The sequence below is a fragment of the Phaeobacter sp. JH20_34 genome (assembly GCF_048056095.1).
In the GTDB taxonomy this organism is placed as follows: Bacteria; Pseudomonadota; Alphaproteobacteria; order Rhodobacterales; family Rhodobacteraceae; genus Phaeobacter; species Phaeobacter bryozoorum.
In genome coordinates this window covers 17,342-32,673 of record NZ_JAYMWT010000007.1, presented here as the reverse complement: position 1 = coordinate 32,673, position 15,332 = coordinate 17,342, and the positions used below count along the sequence as shown (strand labels likewise).

The following is a 15,332-nucleotide window of genomic DNA, read 5'->3' as shown; positions in this document are numbered from 1 at the left end:
CGGTCCCCGGTGCTGCGGACCGGGCCGAGGCCGCGCCGCAACGGTGGGCACCTATGAAAATTTCTTCTGCGATTTGCCGCGATAGGCCCGTGTCCCGGCCTTGCCCGCAGTGGACCGGCCCCGTGATTTGACCGCCGCCTCCGATGCGGCTTCGACGGCGGACTGCCGCGCCAGCGGATCGTCGGAAATCGCCAGATCCACCGCTTCCAGCCGTTTGACCTCGTCGCGCAGCCGGGCTGCCTCCTCGAACTCCAGGTTCTCCGCCGCCTTGTGCATCTGTTCGCGCAGCCCGGCCAGATGGGCCTCCAGATTGGCGCCGTGCATCGGTTTGTCGAGGGTTGCGGTCACGCGGTTCATATCCACATCGCCCGCATAAAGACCGGCCAGCACATCCTCGACGTTCTTTTTCACCGTCGCAGGCGTGATGCCATGTTCAAGGTTATAGGCGATCTGCTTGTCACGGCGGCGGTTGGTCTCACCAAGCGCGCGCTCCATCGAGCCGGTGATCCGATCGGCATACATGATGACGCGGCCCTCGGCGTTCCGCGCGGCGCGGCCAATGGTCTGGATCAGCGAGGTCTCCGAGCGCAGGAAACCCTCCTTGTCGGCATCGAGAATCGCGACCAATCCGCATTCGGGGATATCCAGACCTTCGCGCAACAGGTTGATGCCAATGAGCACGTCAAAAGCGCCAAGCCGCAGATCGCGCAGGATCTCGATCCGCTCCAGCGTGTCGATGTCGGAGTGCATGTAGCGCACCTTGATGCCCTGTTCGTGCAGGTATTCGGTCAGGTCCTCGGCCATGCGTTTGGTCAGCGTGGTCACAAGGGTGCGGAACCCATCGGCGGTGACACGGCGCACCTCGTCCAGCAGATCATCCACCTGCATCGAGACCGGTCGGATCTCCACCTGCGGATCCAGAAGGCCGGTGGGGCGGATCACCTGCTCGGCAAAGACGCCGCCGGACTGTTCGATTTCCCAGGCCGAGGGCGTGGCGGAAACAAACACCGACTGCGGGCGCATCGCGTCCCATTCCTCGAATTTGAGGGGACGGTTGTCCATGCACGATGGCAGGCGGAAACCATGTTCCGCGAGGGTGAATTTGCGCCTATGGTCGCCTTTGTACATGCCGCCGATCTGCGGCACGGAGACATGGGATTCATCCGCAAAAACAATGGCATTGTCGGGGATGAATTCAAACAGGGTCGGCGGCGGCTCGCCCGGCGCGCGGCCCGTCAGATAGCGCGAATAATTCTCGATCCCGTTGCAATGGCCGGTGGCCTCCAGCATTTCAATGTCAAAATTGGTGCGCTGTTCCAGCCGCTGCGCCTCCAGCAGCTTGCCCTCACCAACCAGCTGGTCGAGCCGCATTTTCAGCTCTTCCTTGATCGAGATCACCGCCTGTTTCAGCGTTGGCTTCGGCGTCACGTAATGCGAATTCGCATAGACCCGGATCTGGTCGAAGCTGCCGGTCTTTTCCCCGGTGAGCGGGTCGAATTCGGTGATGCCTTCCAGCTCCTCGCCAAAGAAGGATAGCCGCCAGGCGCGATCCTCAAGGTGGGCCGGGAAAATCTCCAGCGAATCGCCGCGCACCCGGAAGGAGCCGCGCTGAAACGCCTGATCGTTGCGCTTGTACTGCTGGGCAACCAGATCGGCCATCACCTGCCGCTGGTCATATTCGTCGCCGACCTTCAGGTCCTGCGTCATCGCCGAATAGGTCTCGACCGAACCGATGCCGTAGATGCAGGAGACCGACGCGATGATGATCACATCGTCCCGTTCCAGCAGTGCACGGGTCGCTGAGTGGCGCATCCGGTCGATCTGTTCGTTGATCTGGCTTTCCTTCTCGATATAGGTGTCAGAGCGCGCGACATAGGCCTCCGGCTGGTAATAGTCGTAGAAGGAGACGAAGTATTCGACCGAGTTTTCGGGAAAGAAGCCTTTGAATTCGCCGTATAATTGCGCTGCCAGCGTCTTGTTTGGGGCAAGGATAATGGCCGGGCGCTGGGTCTCCTCGATCACCTTCGCCATGGTAAAGGTCTTGCCGGTGCCGGTGGCGCCCAGCAGCACCTGATTGCGCTCGCCCTCCAGCACACCTTCGGAGAGTTCCTTGATGGCGGTGGGCTGGTCGCCCGCGGGATCGAACTCGGTGTGCATGACAAATTTCCGCCCGCCTTCCAGCTTGGGACGCTGCTGCGGCGCGCGGTCGGCCATCATCGGCATGGATTTGTCGGAATGGGCGTATGGCATATGGCTCTCTCCTGCTAGGGGCAGAGATTGGTCTGTTTTTGTTCTTATTCAAGGGGCTTTTTCCACCCCGCGCCCGACGATGGCTTCGCAGCGGCGCAAAATGCCGGTCGCTGAGGGTGGGAATCCCGGTTTTTCCTGCCAAACCCGTGCAATCTGCGGCATTTGCCACCTTGCCCGTGATCAGGGTTCAGCGCATATAGGGGGCAGAGATCTGAGAGGAGATATCCCATGCGAGCGCGGATTTATCGGCCAGCCAAGAATGCCATGACCTCCGGTATGGCCAAGACCCGCAAATGGGTCCTGGATTTCGTGCCCTCCAGCGCGCGGGAAGTGGATCCGCTGATGGGCTGGACCTCCTCACATGACACCCAAAGCCAGGTCCGCCTGCGGTTCGACACCAAGGAAGCGGCGCTGGAATACGCCGAGGCCAATGGCATCGACGCCATCGTGACCGAACCAAAGACCCGCAAGGCCAACATCCGGGCGGGCGGCTACGGCGAAAACTTCGCCACCAACCGTCGCGCCCCCTGGACGCACTAGAGTCAGGATGCATTGATTTCCGCTGCAACGCGTGATTCACGGTTCCGAAAACGGAGCGGTGATATGTCTGATCTTTTCTGGCTGACCGATGCCCAGATGGCGCGTCTTAAACCCTTCTTTCCGAAGTCGCATGGTAAGCCTCGGGTTGATGACAAGCGGGTTTTGAGCGGGATTATCTTCATCAACCGCAATGGGTTAAGGGGGCGCGATGCCCCTGCAGCCTATGGCCCGCATAAGACTCTCTACAGCCGCTGGAAGCGCTGGAGCGAGAAAGGCTCTTCGCGCGGATGATGGCGAGCCAGGCCGCCGGGCACAGCGAAGAACAGACCGTGATGATTGACGCTACCTATCTCAAAGCCCACCGCACAGCGACCAGCATGGCCGCGAATTAAGGAGGGTCAGGAATTGATCCAGTGGATCAATTCCCCGACGAAAGGGGGCGTGGGCGCCTGATCGGTCGCACCAAGGGCGGCATGGATACCAAACTGCATGCCATCTGTGACAGCCACGGGCGACCGCTCAGCCTGTTCGTCACCGCTGGGCAGGTCAGCGACTACATCGGCGCGCGGGCGTTGCTCCGCGCCCTGCCGAACGTCAAATGGCTGCTCGGGGACCGCGGCTATGACGCTGACTGGTTCCGAGAAGCGTTGTAAGACAAAGGGATACGCGCCTGCATCCCTGGCCGGAAGCGGCAGCAGATCCCGGTCAAATACGACAAGCACCGATACAAACGACGCAACCGCATCGAGATCATGTTCGGCAGGCTTAAGGACTGGCAGCGCGTGGCGACACGCTATGATCGCTGTCCCAAGGTCTTCCTCTCAGCCATCGCCTTCGCAGCACTCGTCATTTCTCAGCTATGGGGCGTGAGCCAGTTTTTTATCGCGGTTGGGTGATGGTTACTTGAAAGATGCAATAACGGAAGGTAGCCGTGGCAAAAGCTTATGCATAATGGTTGAGCGGATATGAATAAATTCTCCCGAGAACTTACTTATCGTGTCGTAAGCAGTGATGATGATATCCCCGCGATCGCTAGGATCGCGCAAGAGGCGCATGAAGAGAGCCGCTACCGGGACATTCCTTTCAGCGAGGATAAAGTGCGAAAGCTGGTACAGCGGGCTTTGGTGGATGGGGCGCCGCAGATCGTACTGCTAGCCCTGAAAGGGGAAGTACCTGTCGGGTTGGCGGCTTGCACCGTTGGGGAATTTCATATCGGAACAGATGTCCGAATTGCGTCCATCAACACCATCGCGGTGTCGCGCCGTGTCCGCAGCTCCCTCGGCGGAGGCCGTATCGCACTTGCGCTGATTCAAGGTCTCCATCGCTGGGCCAAAGCCCAGAACGCACGCGAAGTATCGCTGCATATAACGTCCGGTGTTGATCTGCCACGGGCGCATAAGCTGGCGGTAAGATTGGGGTATGAATTGACCGGGGGGAGTTATGCGCGTTTTGTTTGAATTTTCTTTGGCGCTGAGGGTTTGTTACTACTCATTTTTAGGAGATCTCGGGTGAAAAAGCTGTATAGTTTTTGCATCTCAAAAATTGATGACGGAAACGTTATAGTCGGCGCCGGCCTTATACACTTAATATCATCTCTGGTAATCTTAATGTTGATGGTGGTGGAGTCAATTATTGCGGGGTATGTTTCGGTAAATAATGATGTGGCGAGGATTGTAATTGCGATATGTGTCATACCTATATCTCCGTATTTACTAGGTTCCACTTTTATAATAGCTGAACAAATGTGGGTGTTTTTTGGAGTATATCAAATTTTTGGCGTCGAGGGTCGGCCTGTTAGGCGGTTAGTTAGGGGAAAATTCCTCAGGTGAAGTTGAGGTCGTTTTTCTAATATAATTAGTTCTTGAGGAAATTCTGAATATTGGCATGCAGAAATTGATGTATTTGAAATTTAGATTGGCGAGAGATGCCCTGTGAAAAGTGAAAAATTCAAACCTTTTCTGAGTCTTTATTTGATTTGTGTTGTTTTGAAATTTTGGTTACCGGATAGGGACATGCTTGTTGGATTGAGGTTGGGTGTGAATAGCATGCTTCTGGGTGGTCCAGTGTATTTACTTTATCTCATTCTGCACGAGGGTGAAAAGTAGAAAAAACAGGGTCACTTTGCCTTCATTTAATAGGCATTGATTTGAGGTTGTCACGGCTTTGTTGCACAAATCATCTGAGGGATTCACTGTTTGAATCCAGAGTGGTAGCTGACGGGCATGAGCAGTTGGTCCCTCAGATGATTTGTGCAACAAAACCCTTCCAGCGACAAAGGCGACAGTTCGGCCCTGCCCGAACTTCTGAGCCAGTGCCGCCAGAGGAACAGATCTGCACCGTGACCGCCTTCTCGTGCATGTAGACATGCACTGCCGGGCAAGGGATGGCGCCTACGACACGCGCCGCTGCCATACGGCCATCCTGGATCGAGGCGCCGCCGCCGTCATCCCTATCCGCAAGAACGAGCGCCTTTGGAAGGAAGACTGTCCGGCCGCAACGGCCCGCAACGGGATCCTGCGCGCCACCCGGCACCTCGGGCGGGCCATCTGGAAGCGATGGACCGGCTATCATGCCCGAAGTCGGATCGAGGCAAAGATGCGATGTCTGAAATCCTTCGGCGTACGCATCGCCTCACGAGACTTCGACCGACAGGTCGCTGGACACCAAATCCGGATCGCGGTTCTAAACCGCTACACCGCCCTTGGCATACCCGTCACAGTGCCCGTAGGGTAAGTCCGTCCGGGGAAAGGGGAAGCGCCCCCTTCACACGATTTGTGCAACAGAGCTTATCCGGCGGCCCAAATCAGCCCCCTCCCAATGGCAGCGGAGGCCTGCGGCCCGGTTACCGGCGTTCTGGCCCGGTTGTGGCCCGGTCGTGGCGCGGCAGGGCTGGGGGCGGGGCCATGCTGCGGGCGTCAGGTGTGCTACCTATGATTGATTCGATCAGCGGAACGGCGGTCACCTGTCAATTCGCCGTTCTGCGCGGTTCTGCGGCCCTTGCAACTGTCCGCACAACTTCGCTCATGTCCCGACGTCAATGGGCCAGCTTTTGCCGAAACCAAGGAGTGTCGAAAAACTCACCAGAAATAGTGAGTTGAACGATCATTCAATTCGGAAACGATCAGGGCACGAAACCAATATATCTATAATCTCCGAGGTCAGCCGATGGCGGCCCGGGCGCTCCGACATGCCTGCGGAGGGCTACGGGTGAATTTTGCCCATCAGATCTGACTACTCGGGGTTGAACGATTGGGTTGAATGACAGGGAGGCCAACATGCCAACATCAACCGAGACCAGCACAGACTGGTGGACCAATGATCAAACGCCGGAGAACCCCTTTGGCAAAAGCGAGGATTACGAGGGGTTTCTCGATTATCTGGGCGCGCTTGGCCGCAGTCTGACCCCGGAAATCGCCGCCGATCCCTTGGTGATCAACCTGACCGGGCTGAATGATCACCCCGCCTATAAGGATGCCGCCATCGGTGCGCTGGAGATGTGGTCTTCGGTCACGCCTTTGCAGTTCGAGATCGTCGATGATGCGCCTTATGACGCGGATCTGCACTGGATGGAGGTTGTCAGCCCCGAAATCGGCGAACAAAGTGACGGCAGCGCCTTCTCCAGCGACCGCTATGTCAGCGTCGGCCAGCGCTTCCACGACACCGAACCGAATATCACGGATCTGGGCGGCTATGTCTTTGACACCTTTGTGCATGAGTTTGGCCATGAATTCGGCCTCAACCACCCCGGCCTTTATAATTACAGCGGCCCCGGTGGTGTGCAGATCAACTATCTGAACAATGCAACCTGGACCTATGACCGCCAGCAATACAGCGTCATGTCCTATTTCGATGGTATCGACGTGGGCGAGGACACGCGCTGGTCGGCGGTCACACCGCTTATGGGCGATATCGAGGCGATCATTCGCCGCTATTTCTCTACCGTCGATGATGAGGGCGTGCGGACCTATCAGACCATCAACCTCAATACCGATGACAATACCTATGGCTTCAACAGCACCGAATATGGCTACCTGCTGACCGAGGACGGGCCGCAGCACGATATCGGTTTTGTGATCCATGACACCGGCGGCGATGACACCATCGACTTCTCCGGCTCCACCGCCAGCACCATTCTGGACCTGCGTGCCGGTGAGTTCTCCAGCGTCAACGGGCACAACAACAATGTGTCGATCTTTGCCGGGCACAACGCGGATCAGACTGAATACTACATCGAGACAGGGATCGGCAGCAGCTACGACGATATCCTGATCGGCAATGACGGCGACAATGTTCTGGACGGGCGCGCGGGCAATGACCGCATGGCCGGCAATGGCGGAGATGACGTCTATTTCGTTGATTCCATTGATGATATCGTTCGCGAGGAAGAAAACGGCGGCAATGACACCGTGATCGTGGTGGCTGATGGGCTGGATCTGGGCGACATCGCCAATGTGGAGACAATCATCTACGCGGGCGGCACGCCGGGAACACCGGGCAGCGACGCGCCGGATGCGCCGAACGAGGGGCCAACCGACGCGCTGGACAGTCTGATCATCGGTGATGACAGCAATGAGACGCTGGATGGCGGTGCCGGTGGCAATACCATCTTTGGCCTTGGTGGCGATGATCTGATCATTGGCGGGCGCGATACGCTGGCCAGCCGCGACATCAACAACACCATTGATATTGCTGACCTTGAGGATCAGACCGAAACCGACGATGGCAATGACGCGCTTTATGGCGGCGATGGCAATGATACTATCAACGGCGGAGCGGGCGACGACCTGCTGGACGGCGGCGATGGCAACGACCTGTTGCGCGGTCAGGCGGGGGCCGATGTGTTCCGCGGCGGGGCAGGGATCGACACCGTTGATTTCAGCCAGGAAAGCCCGTTCCAGCTGCTGGTCAACCTGGAAACCAATGTGGCCAGCGGGGGCACCGCTTCGGGCGATACCTTCTACAGCATTGAAAACCTGATCGGCTCGGATGACCGGATCGACCGGTTTATCGGCACCTCCGACAACAACCATTTCTGGGGTCAGGGCGGCGGCGACGTCTTCAATGGCGGCGGCGGTGACGACACGCTGGATGGCGGCAACGACGGTGACATGCTCTATGGTGAGGACGGCGACGACGTTCTGATCGGCGGCAGCGGTCAGGATTATCTCGACGGCGGCGCGGGCGTGGATACCGTGGTCTATACCACCAGCTCGGTCGGGGTGACTGTCGATCTGGAAAACGGCACAGCCCGTGGCGGCGACGCTGACGGACCGGTGCAGATCGTCGGACGCGGCACCACGATCCGTCATGACATCATCGTGGATGTGGAAAACGCGGTTGGCTCGCTCCATGACGATCACCTGATCGGCTCGGATGGCGAAAACACCCTGAGCGGCGGTGCCGGCGACGATGTTCTGACCGGCGGTGGCGGGGCGGACCTGCTTGATGGCGGCGCGGGCAGCGATACGGCGGACTACGCCAATGCGACCCGTGGCGTGAAGCTGAACATGGCCAATGGCAAGACCGCGGGCGACACCTATGTTTCCATCGAGAATATCTCCGGCTCCGGTTTCAATGACCGGATCAAGGGCGACGGCTCCGACAATGTGCTGACCGGGCAGGGGGGCAATGACACCCTGAAAGGCGGCAACGGGGATGACACCCTGCTGGGGGATTTTGCCGATGCCGCGGATGCGATACCGCAGCCCGGTCTTGGCACGGGCTACGCCACGCTGGGTCCGGATGCGACCAATAACTCGATCGAAACCGCCTTTGATATCTCGGATAACTTCTCGCTGACCGAGGACCCGGATATCTTTGACTCGACCAGCGTGCTGCACACCACAGTGAATGCCACCGGCAACGGGGCGGGTGGTTACTACCGCATTGATCTGGCGGCGGGCACCGTGCTGACCATCGACATCGACGGGATTGCCGATCCCAATGTTCACGACAGCTGGGTTCGGCTGCTGGACAGCGAGGGCAATATCGTCACCCAGAACGATGATGGCGGCGGCGATCCCGGCTCCACCAGCAACCGCGACTCCAGCACTGTCTTTGTGGTCGAGGAAACCGGCACCTACTACATCCTTGAGGGCAGCTGGTCGCCGGATACCGCCGATGGCTGGTCCGAGAGCGTGCCTGAAGGCTCCACCTATGAGCTGAATGTCTCGGTCGAATTCCCACCGGCACCGGCGCAGCCGGGCGAGGCGGGCGAGGATGTGCTCAGGGGCGGACGTGGCAACGACATGCTGGATGGCGGTCTGATGGCGGATACGCTCTTTGGTGGTCAGGGAGACGATTACTTCCGCTTCTCGACCGAGCTGGGTGCGGACAATATCGACGAGATCCGCGACTTCGATGTGGCCAGTGACACCATCCTGCTGGACAGCGCGATCTTCACCGAAGTGGGCGCAGTGGGTGTGCTGGACTTTGGCGCCTTCCACAGCAGCGCTTCGGGTACCGCGCTCGATGCGGCGGACCGGATTGTCTACAACACCTCCAGCGGTGCGCTGACCTATGATGCGGACGGTCGGGGCGGTGACGATGCGATCCAGTTCGCCCAGTTGCAGTCCGGGCTACAGCTGACAGCAGATGATTTTGTGATCATCTGATCTGATACGAACAGGCACAGGGGGCCGATTGCGCCCCCTGTGCTGGCTATGTTTCGGGAGAGGAAACACCATGCCCCGCTATCTTGCCCCGCAGTCTATCAGACAGTCCCAACCTCGGTCCCATATCCAGCCGCTGCACCGGCGTCAGCTGATCCTCGGGCTGGCTGCAACCGCGCTGGGGGTCACCGCTGATCGCGGCCGGGCACAGCCGGGAGCAGTGCAGGGGATTGTCACCTTTGCCGGCGAGGGCAAGATCCCGAAGGGGCGGATCACCGTCTTCCTGTCGGATCCGTCGCAGGCAGATGCGCCCGATGACACTGCGGCGCGGGTCGATCTCATCAGCGATGGCGCCAGCCGGCAGATCGCATTCAGCCTGCCGCAGACAGAGCTGCCGCAGAACCATACCGCCCGGCGGCTTGTCGCGCGGCTGGAACGGGAAGATGGCTGGCTGATCGCCCGTGGCAGCGCCAAGCTCGCCGCAGGCCAGCGGCCCGAGGTCACGCTCAACACGGTGATGTACTGACCGCATGCCGAACCTGCGATAAGTCCAAGCCTGCGAAGGATGTTTTCCTACCGCTATCTGCGGTCTCATGGTATCAGACCGATGTGCTGCCCGGCAGCAGCGCAGAGCCACAGAAGACGCAAGGAGCGCGAGGATGTTCAACGCAGATCGTGTCACAGAGGTTGCCCAGTCCAGCGTGGTCGAAACGCTGGATCTGTCCATGTTCAGCGAGGCCGATATTCTGAACACCGTGCTTCAGCGGTCCGAGGTGCTCTTTGATCTGGACCGTCCCGGCCGACCGATCCGCCGCTGGTCCAAGGGCAAGCCGGAGGAGTTACAGGACGAAGTGGCGCGCCGCGGCGATCTGCTGCTGAAACGCGCGATTTCCGTGCTCTATCTTGAGTATCTGGCGCTGAAGCCCACGCTGGAGACACTTGCGCCGAAACATGTCGCGGATATCGGATGTGGCTATGGCTTCATTGATCTGTTTCTGGCGCGGGAGTTTGCCTGCGCGATCACCCTGATCGACCTGGAAGACAATGAGGCGACCCATTTCGGCTTCGACGCCGAAGGGGCCGCCTATAGCAGTCTCAGCACCGCGCGGGCGTTTCTGACCGCCAATGGCGTGGCGGATGTGACGACGGTGAATCCGGGCCGCGAGGATCCGAACCGGATCGGAGATGTCGATCTGGCGCTGTCGCTGCTCAGCTGCGGTTTTCACTATCCGGTCAGCACCTATGAGACCTTCTGGAAGAACAGCGTCAAACCCGATGGGGCGATCATCCTCGACCTGCGCGATGCCGAGGCCGCCCCCCAGCGCGCGCTGCTGGGCCAGATCGGCGCGTTGCATGATCTGTGGAGCGGCGAGAAATGGACCCGTATTCAGGTCCGCAAACCCGCCGCCTAGCCGACCTGCCACTGGGTGTATCAAGCCAATGATCTGCGGGCGTTTTTCGCCCCTGTAATTTGCCAGCACGATGCGCTATCCGGGGGGAGAGCCTGGCGCGGCGCCGGGGGCGTGATGATGCGCGCATGGCGACGCCGCCTTTGATACCGATGGGTGGCCTTGCGGGTGCCCGACGCCTGTTAGCCCTTGCGGAGCGCCTTTGATGACCATCACCCATCTTGTGACCCATTCCGGCGGGTTTCATGCCGATGAACTGCTGTCCTCGGTCATTCTGACGCGGCTGTTTCCCGATGCCACGCTGCTGCGCTCGCGGGAGGAGGCCTGGATCACGCCACAGGCGGGGCGGATCATCTATGACGTGGGCCGGGCCTATGATGCCGAGGCGCAGGTTTTCGATCATCACCAGCGCCCCAATCCGCTGCGCGACGATGGCCAGCCCTATAGCTCCTTTGGGCTGATCTGGCGGCATTATGGCCGCGATTACCTGCGCAGTCTGGCGGTGCCGGAGGCGGATATCGAGGCGATCCACCACAGTTTTGACCAGGGGTTCGTGCTGCCGGTGGATCTGCTGGACAATGGCGCGATTGAACCTTCGGTTGCGGGGCCGCTGGCGGGAATGACGCTGCCGGTGCTGCTGGAGACGCTGAAGCCGGCGTTTGACGACAGCCGCGAGGGCGCGGATGATCAGGCGTTTCTGGCAGCACTGCCGGTTGCGCGCGCCTTTGTCGAGGCGGCGGTCCGGGGGAGGGCGGCGAAACGGCGCGCCGAGGTTATGGTGCTGAGCGCGATCGAGGCCGCAGGTGCGGCGCGGGTGCTGGAGCTGCCGATGGGAATGCCCTTTCGCGCGGCGGTCGAGGCGGCCGGGGCTGACCATCTCTTGTTCGTGGTCCATCCGCGCAGCAGCGACTGGACGCTGACCACCATCCGCAAGAGCGGCGACAGCTTTGAAAGCCGCGCCGATCTGCCTGCGGCCTGGGCCGGGCTGACCGATGCCGCGCTTGAGGCGGCCTGCGGGGTCAAGGGGGCCAAATTCTGCCACAACGCCCGGTTCATCGCGGTGGCCGACACCCGCGCGGCGATCCTTGAGATGGCGGAGCTTGCGGTGGCTGAGGCACAGCGGCCTGCGGCGTAAACCTTGGGTGCGAGGTGGCGCGGCATGGTCCGTGTCTGGGGCAGCCCGGTTGTCAGCTCGCGCTGTTGAAAAGGTCAGCGTCCCTGTCTAATTGTTTCGCGCGCGAAACATTCGGACAGGCAGGCTGATACTTTTTCTGGGCGTTGCTGAGCGTGCGGGCGCGGATATCTGGTAAGACCGCAACGGATATTTCTGTGAGGTTAACAGACTGGGCAACCAGACTGAGCAACCAGATTAGGCGAACAGGCGCGGGCACCGACACTGACACCGACACTGGCGCCGGCCTGCGGGCGCATCGGTGGCGCGGTGATCCTGCGACGGGGCGCGGACAGGGTTTCACACCTGCACAAGGGCGCGCTTGGCCGGTCGCGCCGTTACTTCGAAAAATCCATCGGCAGGCTGAATGTCATCTGGCTAAGCGTCAGCTGCCGGGGGGCGGCGGGGAAATTTGCGGCGCGGGCGACGGCCTGAAGCGCGGCCTGATCCAGCGCGGCATTGCCGGAGGATCTGGCGATCCGGTGGCTGATCAGCTGACCGCTGCGGGCAACGGTGAGACGCACCACCACCCGCCCGTTGCCGCGCGCGCCTGACGGGTAGCGTTTGCGCCGTTCGATACGGGCGCGGATCTTGGCCCCCCAGATCGCCTGAAGCTTGGCCTGTCGACCGGCCTCTGCGGTGGCGGCTGCGGAGCTGCCCGCCTGACCCGCCTCGGCGCCGCCGCCCGATCCGGCAGCGCGCTGGGCATCGCGCCCCGATGATCTCTGCTCGGCTTTGCGGGCGTTTTGCGGTTGCGGCTCCGGCTTGGCGCGTGGTTTTGCGCGGGGGCGCAGATCGGGATCGGGCTGTGGTCGCGGCACGGTCTGCGGTGGCGCTGGCGGCGGCGGTGGTGCGCTGTCGACGTCGAGCCTGTCAGCGGGGGGCGGAGGGCTGATCGCGAGCTGGCGTGCGGCGCTGGGCGCCTGCGCCAGGTCGAACTGCGGTATCACGGGGGCCGAAGGGGCGGTCTGTGGCGGGGTCAGATCGGTGTCGATCCGGGGCTGGGTCTGCGGCGGGCGCTCCCAGGTTTCGACCATCTCGACCACGGTGGCGCTGGCGGCCTGAACCGAGACGAGAGCATCGCCGCCGGCGCCGCTGGACTGGGCGCCGGATCTGGGGGCGCTGGCAAACAGGGCAACGTGAATCACCGTGGCGATCCCGGCAAAGACAGTGAGTTCGGCGGCGCGTTTCATTGCGGGCGCACCACCAGTTCGGCGCGGCTAAGCCCGGCGGCGGCCAGCTGACGCAGGATCCGCGCCAGATCGGTTGCGGGCAACCGGGCATCGGCGCGCAGCTGAATGGTTTTGCCACTGGCGTCGGCAAGTCGGCTGAGCGCGGCGGTGCCTTCGTGGCCGTCGAAGTTCAGCCGCCCGGTAGCGTCGATAAAGAGCACGGCATCGGATGTTGGCTCACCCTCCAGCGCGGCGGCGGGCGGGGTCACCTCGAACGGGTCAGGCTGGGCGAGCCGCGAGGTCATGAGGAAGAAGATCAGCAGCAGAAATACGACGTTGATCATCGGCACGATGGATTCCGTGCGCATCCGGCGGGGGGGATCGGTCAGGTCCACGGGGTCTCCTCAGTCCACCAGCACAAAATTGCTGAACCCGGCCTGCCGCAGCAGGGTGGTCACATCGGTGATCCGCTGCACATCGGCCTGATCGCGCCCGCGCAGCACCAGCATGTCACCGGGGCTGTCCATCAGCAGGGCGAGCGCCGCTGGCAGGTTGCTCTCGGCCACCGGCTGGCCGTTGAGATCGAGATTGCCGGCACCGATGCCGATCAGCCGGGGCGGGCCGTTGTAGCTGCCGCCCTGACCCGCAAGCGGCAGGTCGAGCACCGCATCGGTGCCAAAGCGGGAGGCCAGCATGAAAAACACCAAGAGCAGGAACACCACGTCGATCATCGGCGTCAGGCTGGGTTTGCGTCGGGTGCGCTGAGCTTGGGTGAGGTGCATCGGCTTACTCGGCGGCCAGTTTCAGCGATGACGGCTGGTGGGCGACAAAGATGCGGGTGGCGCTGTCCTCAAGGTCGCGGCGAATGCGGCTGATCACGGATTCGAACCAGGTGAGGGCGGCGGAGGCGGGAATGGCCACACCCATGCCGGCCGCAGTGGTCAGGAGCGCCTCCCAGATGCCGCCGGCCAGCAAGGCGGGATCGGCCTTGGACCCGGCGGCCTGCAAGGCCTGAAAGGCCGCGATCATGCCGAGAACCGTACCCAGAAGGCCCAGCAGCGGGGCGATGGTGGCGATCAGCTCCAGCGCGCCAAGGCCAGAGCCGGCGGAGGCCAGATGCAGCTTGGCGACGCGGGCGGTTTCTTCGCGGGCGCGGTCTTCAGGCAGGGTGTGGACGGAGGCCAGCGCGGTTGCGACCACTTTGGAGCGGATGCCGCGACGGCCCCGGACGATATCGCGGGCGATGTCCGGTTCGCCGCGTTCAAAGGCGGCGACAGCGCGGCCGGCCTTGCCCCGGGACCAGGCGCCGATCAGCGCGAGCCGCCAGATCTTCCACAGGATCAGCGTCAGCGTGATCACCGAAAGAGCGGCAATCACCCAGATCGAGGGGCCGCCATCACGCAGGAGCGCCATGGCCTGCGCGGTGGCATCGCTGGCGGTCTGCGCAAGGCGCTGCTGTTGCGCCGGGGCGGCGGCATCCGCGGTCTGCGGCGCATCCGGTTGCGGTGCCGGTGCTGCTGCTGGGGCTTGCGCGGCGGAGCCTGTGGTCGCGGGGATCTGCGGCATCACCGATGCCGGGGCATCGGCTGCGACCTGCGGCACCGGCGGGGCGGGAGGGGTTGGCGACACCGGCGCCTCCTGCGCGGCGACGAAGGCGGGGATCAGCAACAGCGCGGCAAGGGCCGCTGATCTGAGGATGGTCATGATGGGCTCCAATTGGCGGCGATATAGCTTTGTCCGGGGGCGGCGCGCACCGTGGCAAGGAACGATGCCGGGGGGCTGGCCATGGTTTGCAGGGGGAACAACGGGTTAGCGGTCATGATTGGCCTCTCCCATTCAGGGATCACATGTCGGCTGGGCGGCAATCCGGTCAGGCTCCAGCGCGCTATGCCGCTATGACCGGACGGCGGAGAGATCGCTGCCATATCCTTTGCGCAGCGCATAAGGGCGGCGACCCGGCGCAAGGCTCGCCGGTTCAGCATCCGCTGCGGGCGGCGGCGGGCGCTGTCATTTGAGGGTGGGGGATTGCCCTGTGTCACATGTCTCTCCAGCCATCGGCACAGGGTGCCGCCGTTTTGATCGGTGTCGTGATCGAGAATGGCTGGAGCCCTGCACCGCTGAGGTGCAGAGTCTTGCTGGATGGCGCATCATCCGCTGCGCCCGGGGTCAGTTATTTAAC

The 15,332-nt window shown here is 61.7% G+C and carries 11 protein-coding genes and 2 pseudogenes; 8 read left to right on the top strand and 5 right to left on the bottom strand.

The features are described from left to right. Positions 1-51: 51 nt before the first annotated feature. Positions 52-2,250 carry an excinuclease ABC subunit UvrB gene (uvrB, locus tag VWZ81_RS07890; RefSeq protein WP_416542908.1) on the bottom strand — a complete coding sequence of 733 codons (2,199 nt, stop codon included), beginning with the start codon at positions 2,248-2,250 and terminating at the stop codon, positions 52-54. A gap of 228 nt (positions 2,251-2,478) precedes the next feature. Between uvrB and VWZ81_RS07885 the strand changes: the two genes are divergently transcribed. The 8 genes and pseudogenes from VWZ81_RS07885 (at position 2,479) to VWZ81_RS07850 (ending at position 11,945) form a co-directional block, all read left to right on the top strand. Further along, entirely contained in the window at positions 2,479-2,790 is a 312-nt protein-coding gene (locus VWZ81_RS07885) for an ETC complex I subunit (RefSeq protein ID WP_416536713.1), read from the top strand. A 63-nt stretch (positions 2,791-2,853) separates the two neighbouring features. Further along, positions 2,854-3,686: pseudogene (locus tag VWZ81_RS07880) on the top strand (IS5 family transposase). Between the two features lie 69 nt (positions 3,687-3,755). Then, on the top strand, positions 3,756-4,247 hold the full coding sequence (locus VWZ81_RS07875) for a GNAT family N-acetyltransferase (RefSeq protein WP_416539937.1): 492 nt from the start codon (positions 3,756-3,758) through the stop codon (positions 4,245-4,247). 807 nt (positions 4,248-5,054) lie between these two features. Then, positions 5,055-5,523 (top strand): annotated as a pseudogene (locus VWZ81_RS07870) (transposase); the annotation flags it as partial. Positions 5,524-6,065: 542 nt separating this feature from the next. Then, a complete protein-coding gene (locus VWZ81_RS07865) occupies positions 6,066-9,404 on the top strand; it encodes a M10 family metallopeptidase C-terminal domain-containing protein (RefSeq protein ID WP_416542907.1) in 3,339 nt (1,112 codons plus the stop codon). Between the two features lie 70 nt (positions 9,405-9,474). Then, entirely contained in the window at positions 9,475-9,927 is a 453-nt protein-coding gene (locus tag VWZ81_RS07860) for a hypothetical protein (protein WP_416542906.1), read from the top strand. Between the two features lie 133 nt (positions 9,928-10,060). Next, complete coding sequence (locus VWZ81_RS07855; protein ID WP_416535151.1) at positions 10,061-10,813, top strand: hypothetical protein; 753 nt, start codon at positions 10,061-10,063, stop codon at positions 10,811-10,813. A gap of 202 nt (positions 10,814-11,015) precedes the next feature. Continuing rightward, positions 11,016-11,945, top strand: coding sequence for an MYG1 family protein (locus tag VWZ81_RS07850; protein ID WP_416539934.1), 930 nt, complete (start codon positions 11,016-11,018; stop codon positions 11,943-11,945). A gap of 374 nt (positions 11,946-12,319) precedes the next feature. Here the strand turns inward: VWZ81_RS07850 and VWZ81_RS07845 are convergent, their stop codons facing one another. The 4 genes from VWZ81_RS07845 to VWZ81_RS07830 are packed head-to-tail and all read right to left on the bottom strand — an operon-like array spanning position 12,320 to position 14,857. Then, positions 12,320-13,174: a TonB family protein gene (locus VWZ81_RS07845; RefSeq protein ID WP_416542905.1), complete on the bottom strand. Its 855-nt coding sequence runs from the start codon at positions 13,172-13,174 to the stop codon at positions 12,320-12,322. Further along, on the bottom strand, positions 13,171-13,548 hold the full coding sequence (locus VWZ81_RS07840; RefSeq protein ID WP_340547271.1) for a biopolymer transporter ExbD: 378 nt from the start codon (positions 13,546-13,548) through the stop codon (positions 13,171-13,173). Before VWZ81_RS07840 ends, VWZ81_RS07845 begins: the two co-directional genes overlap by 4 nt. 9 nt (positions 13,549-13,557) lie before the next feature. After that, positions 13,558-13,935 carry an ExbD/TolR family protein gene (locus tag VWZ81_RS07835; protein WP_416542904.1) on the bottom strand — a complete coding sequence of 126 codons (378 nt, stop codon included), beginning with the start codon at positions 13,933-13,935 and terminating at the stop codon, positions 13,558-13,560. Positions 13,936-13,939: 4 nt separating this feature from the next. Continuing rightward, entirely contained in the window at positions 13,940-14,857 is a 918-nt protein-coding gene (locus VWZ81_RS07830) for a MotA/TolQ/ExbB proton channel family protein (RefSeq protein WP_416542903.1), read from the bottom strand. Positions 14,858-15,332 lie beyond the last annotated feature (475 nt).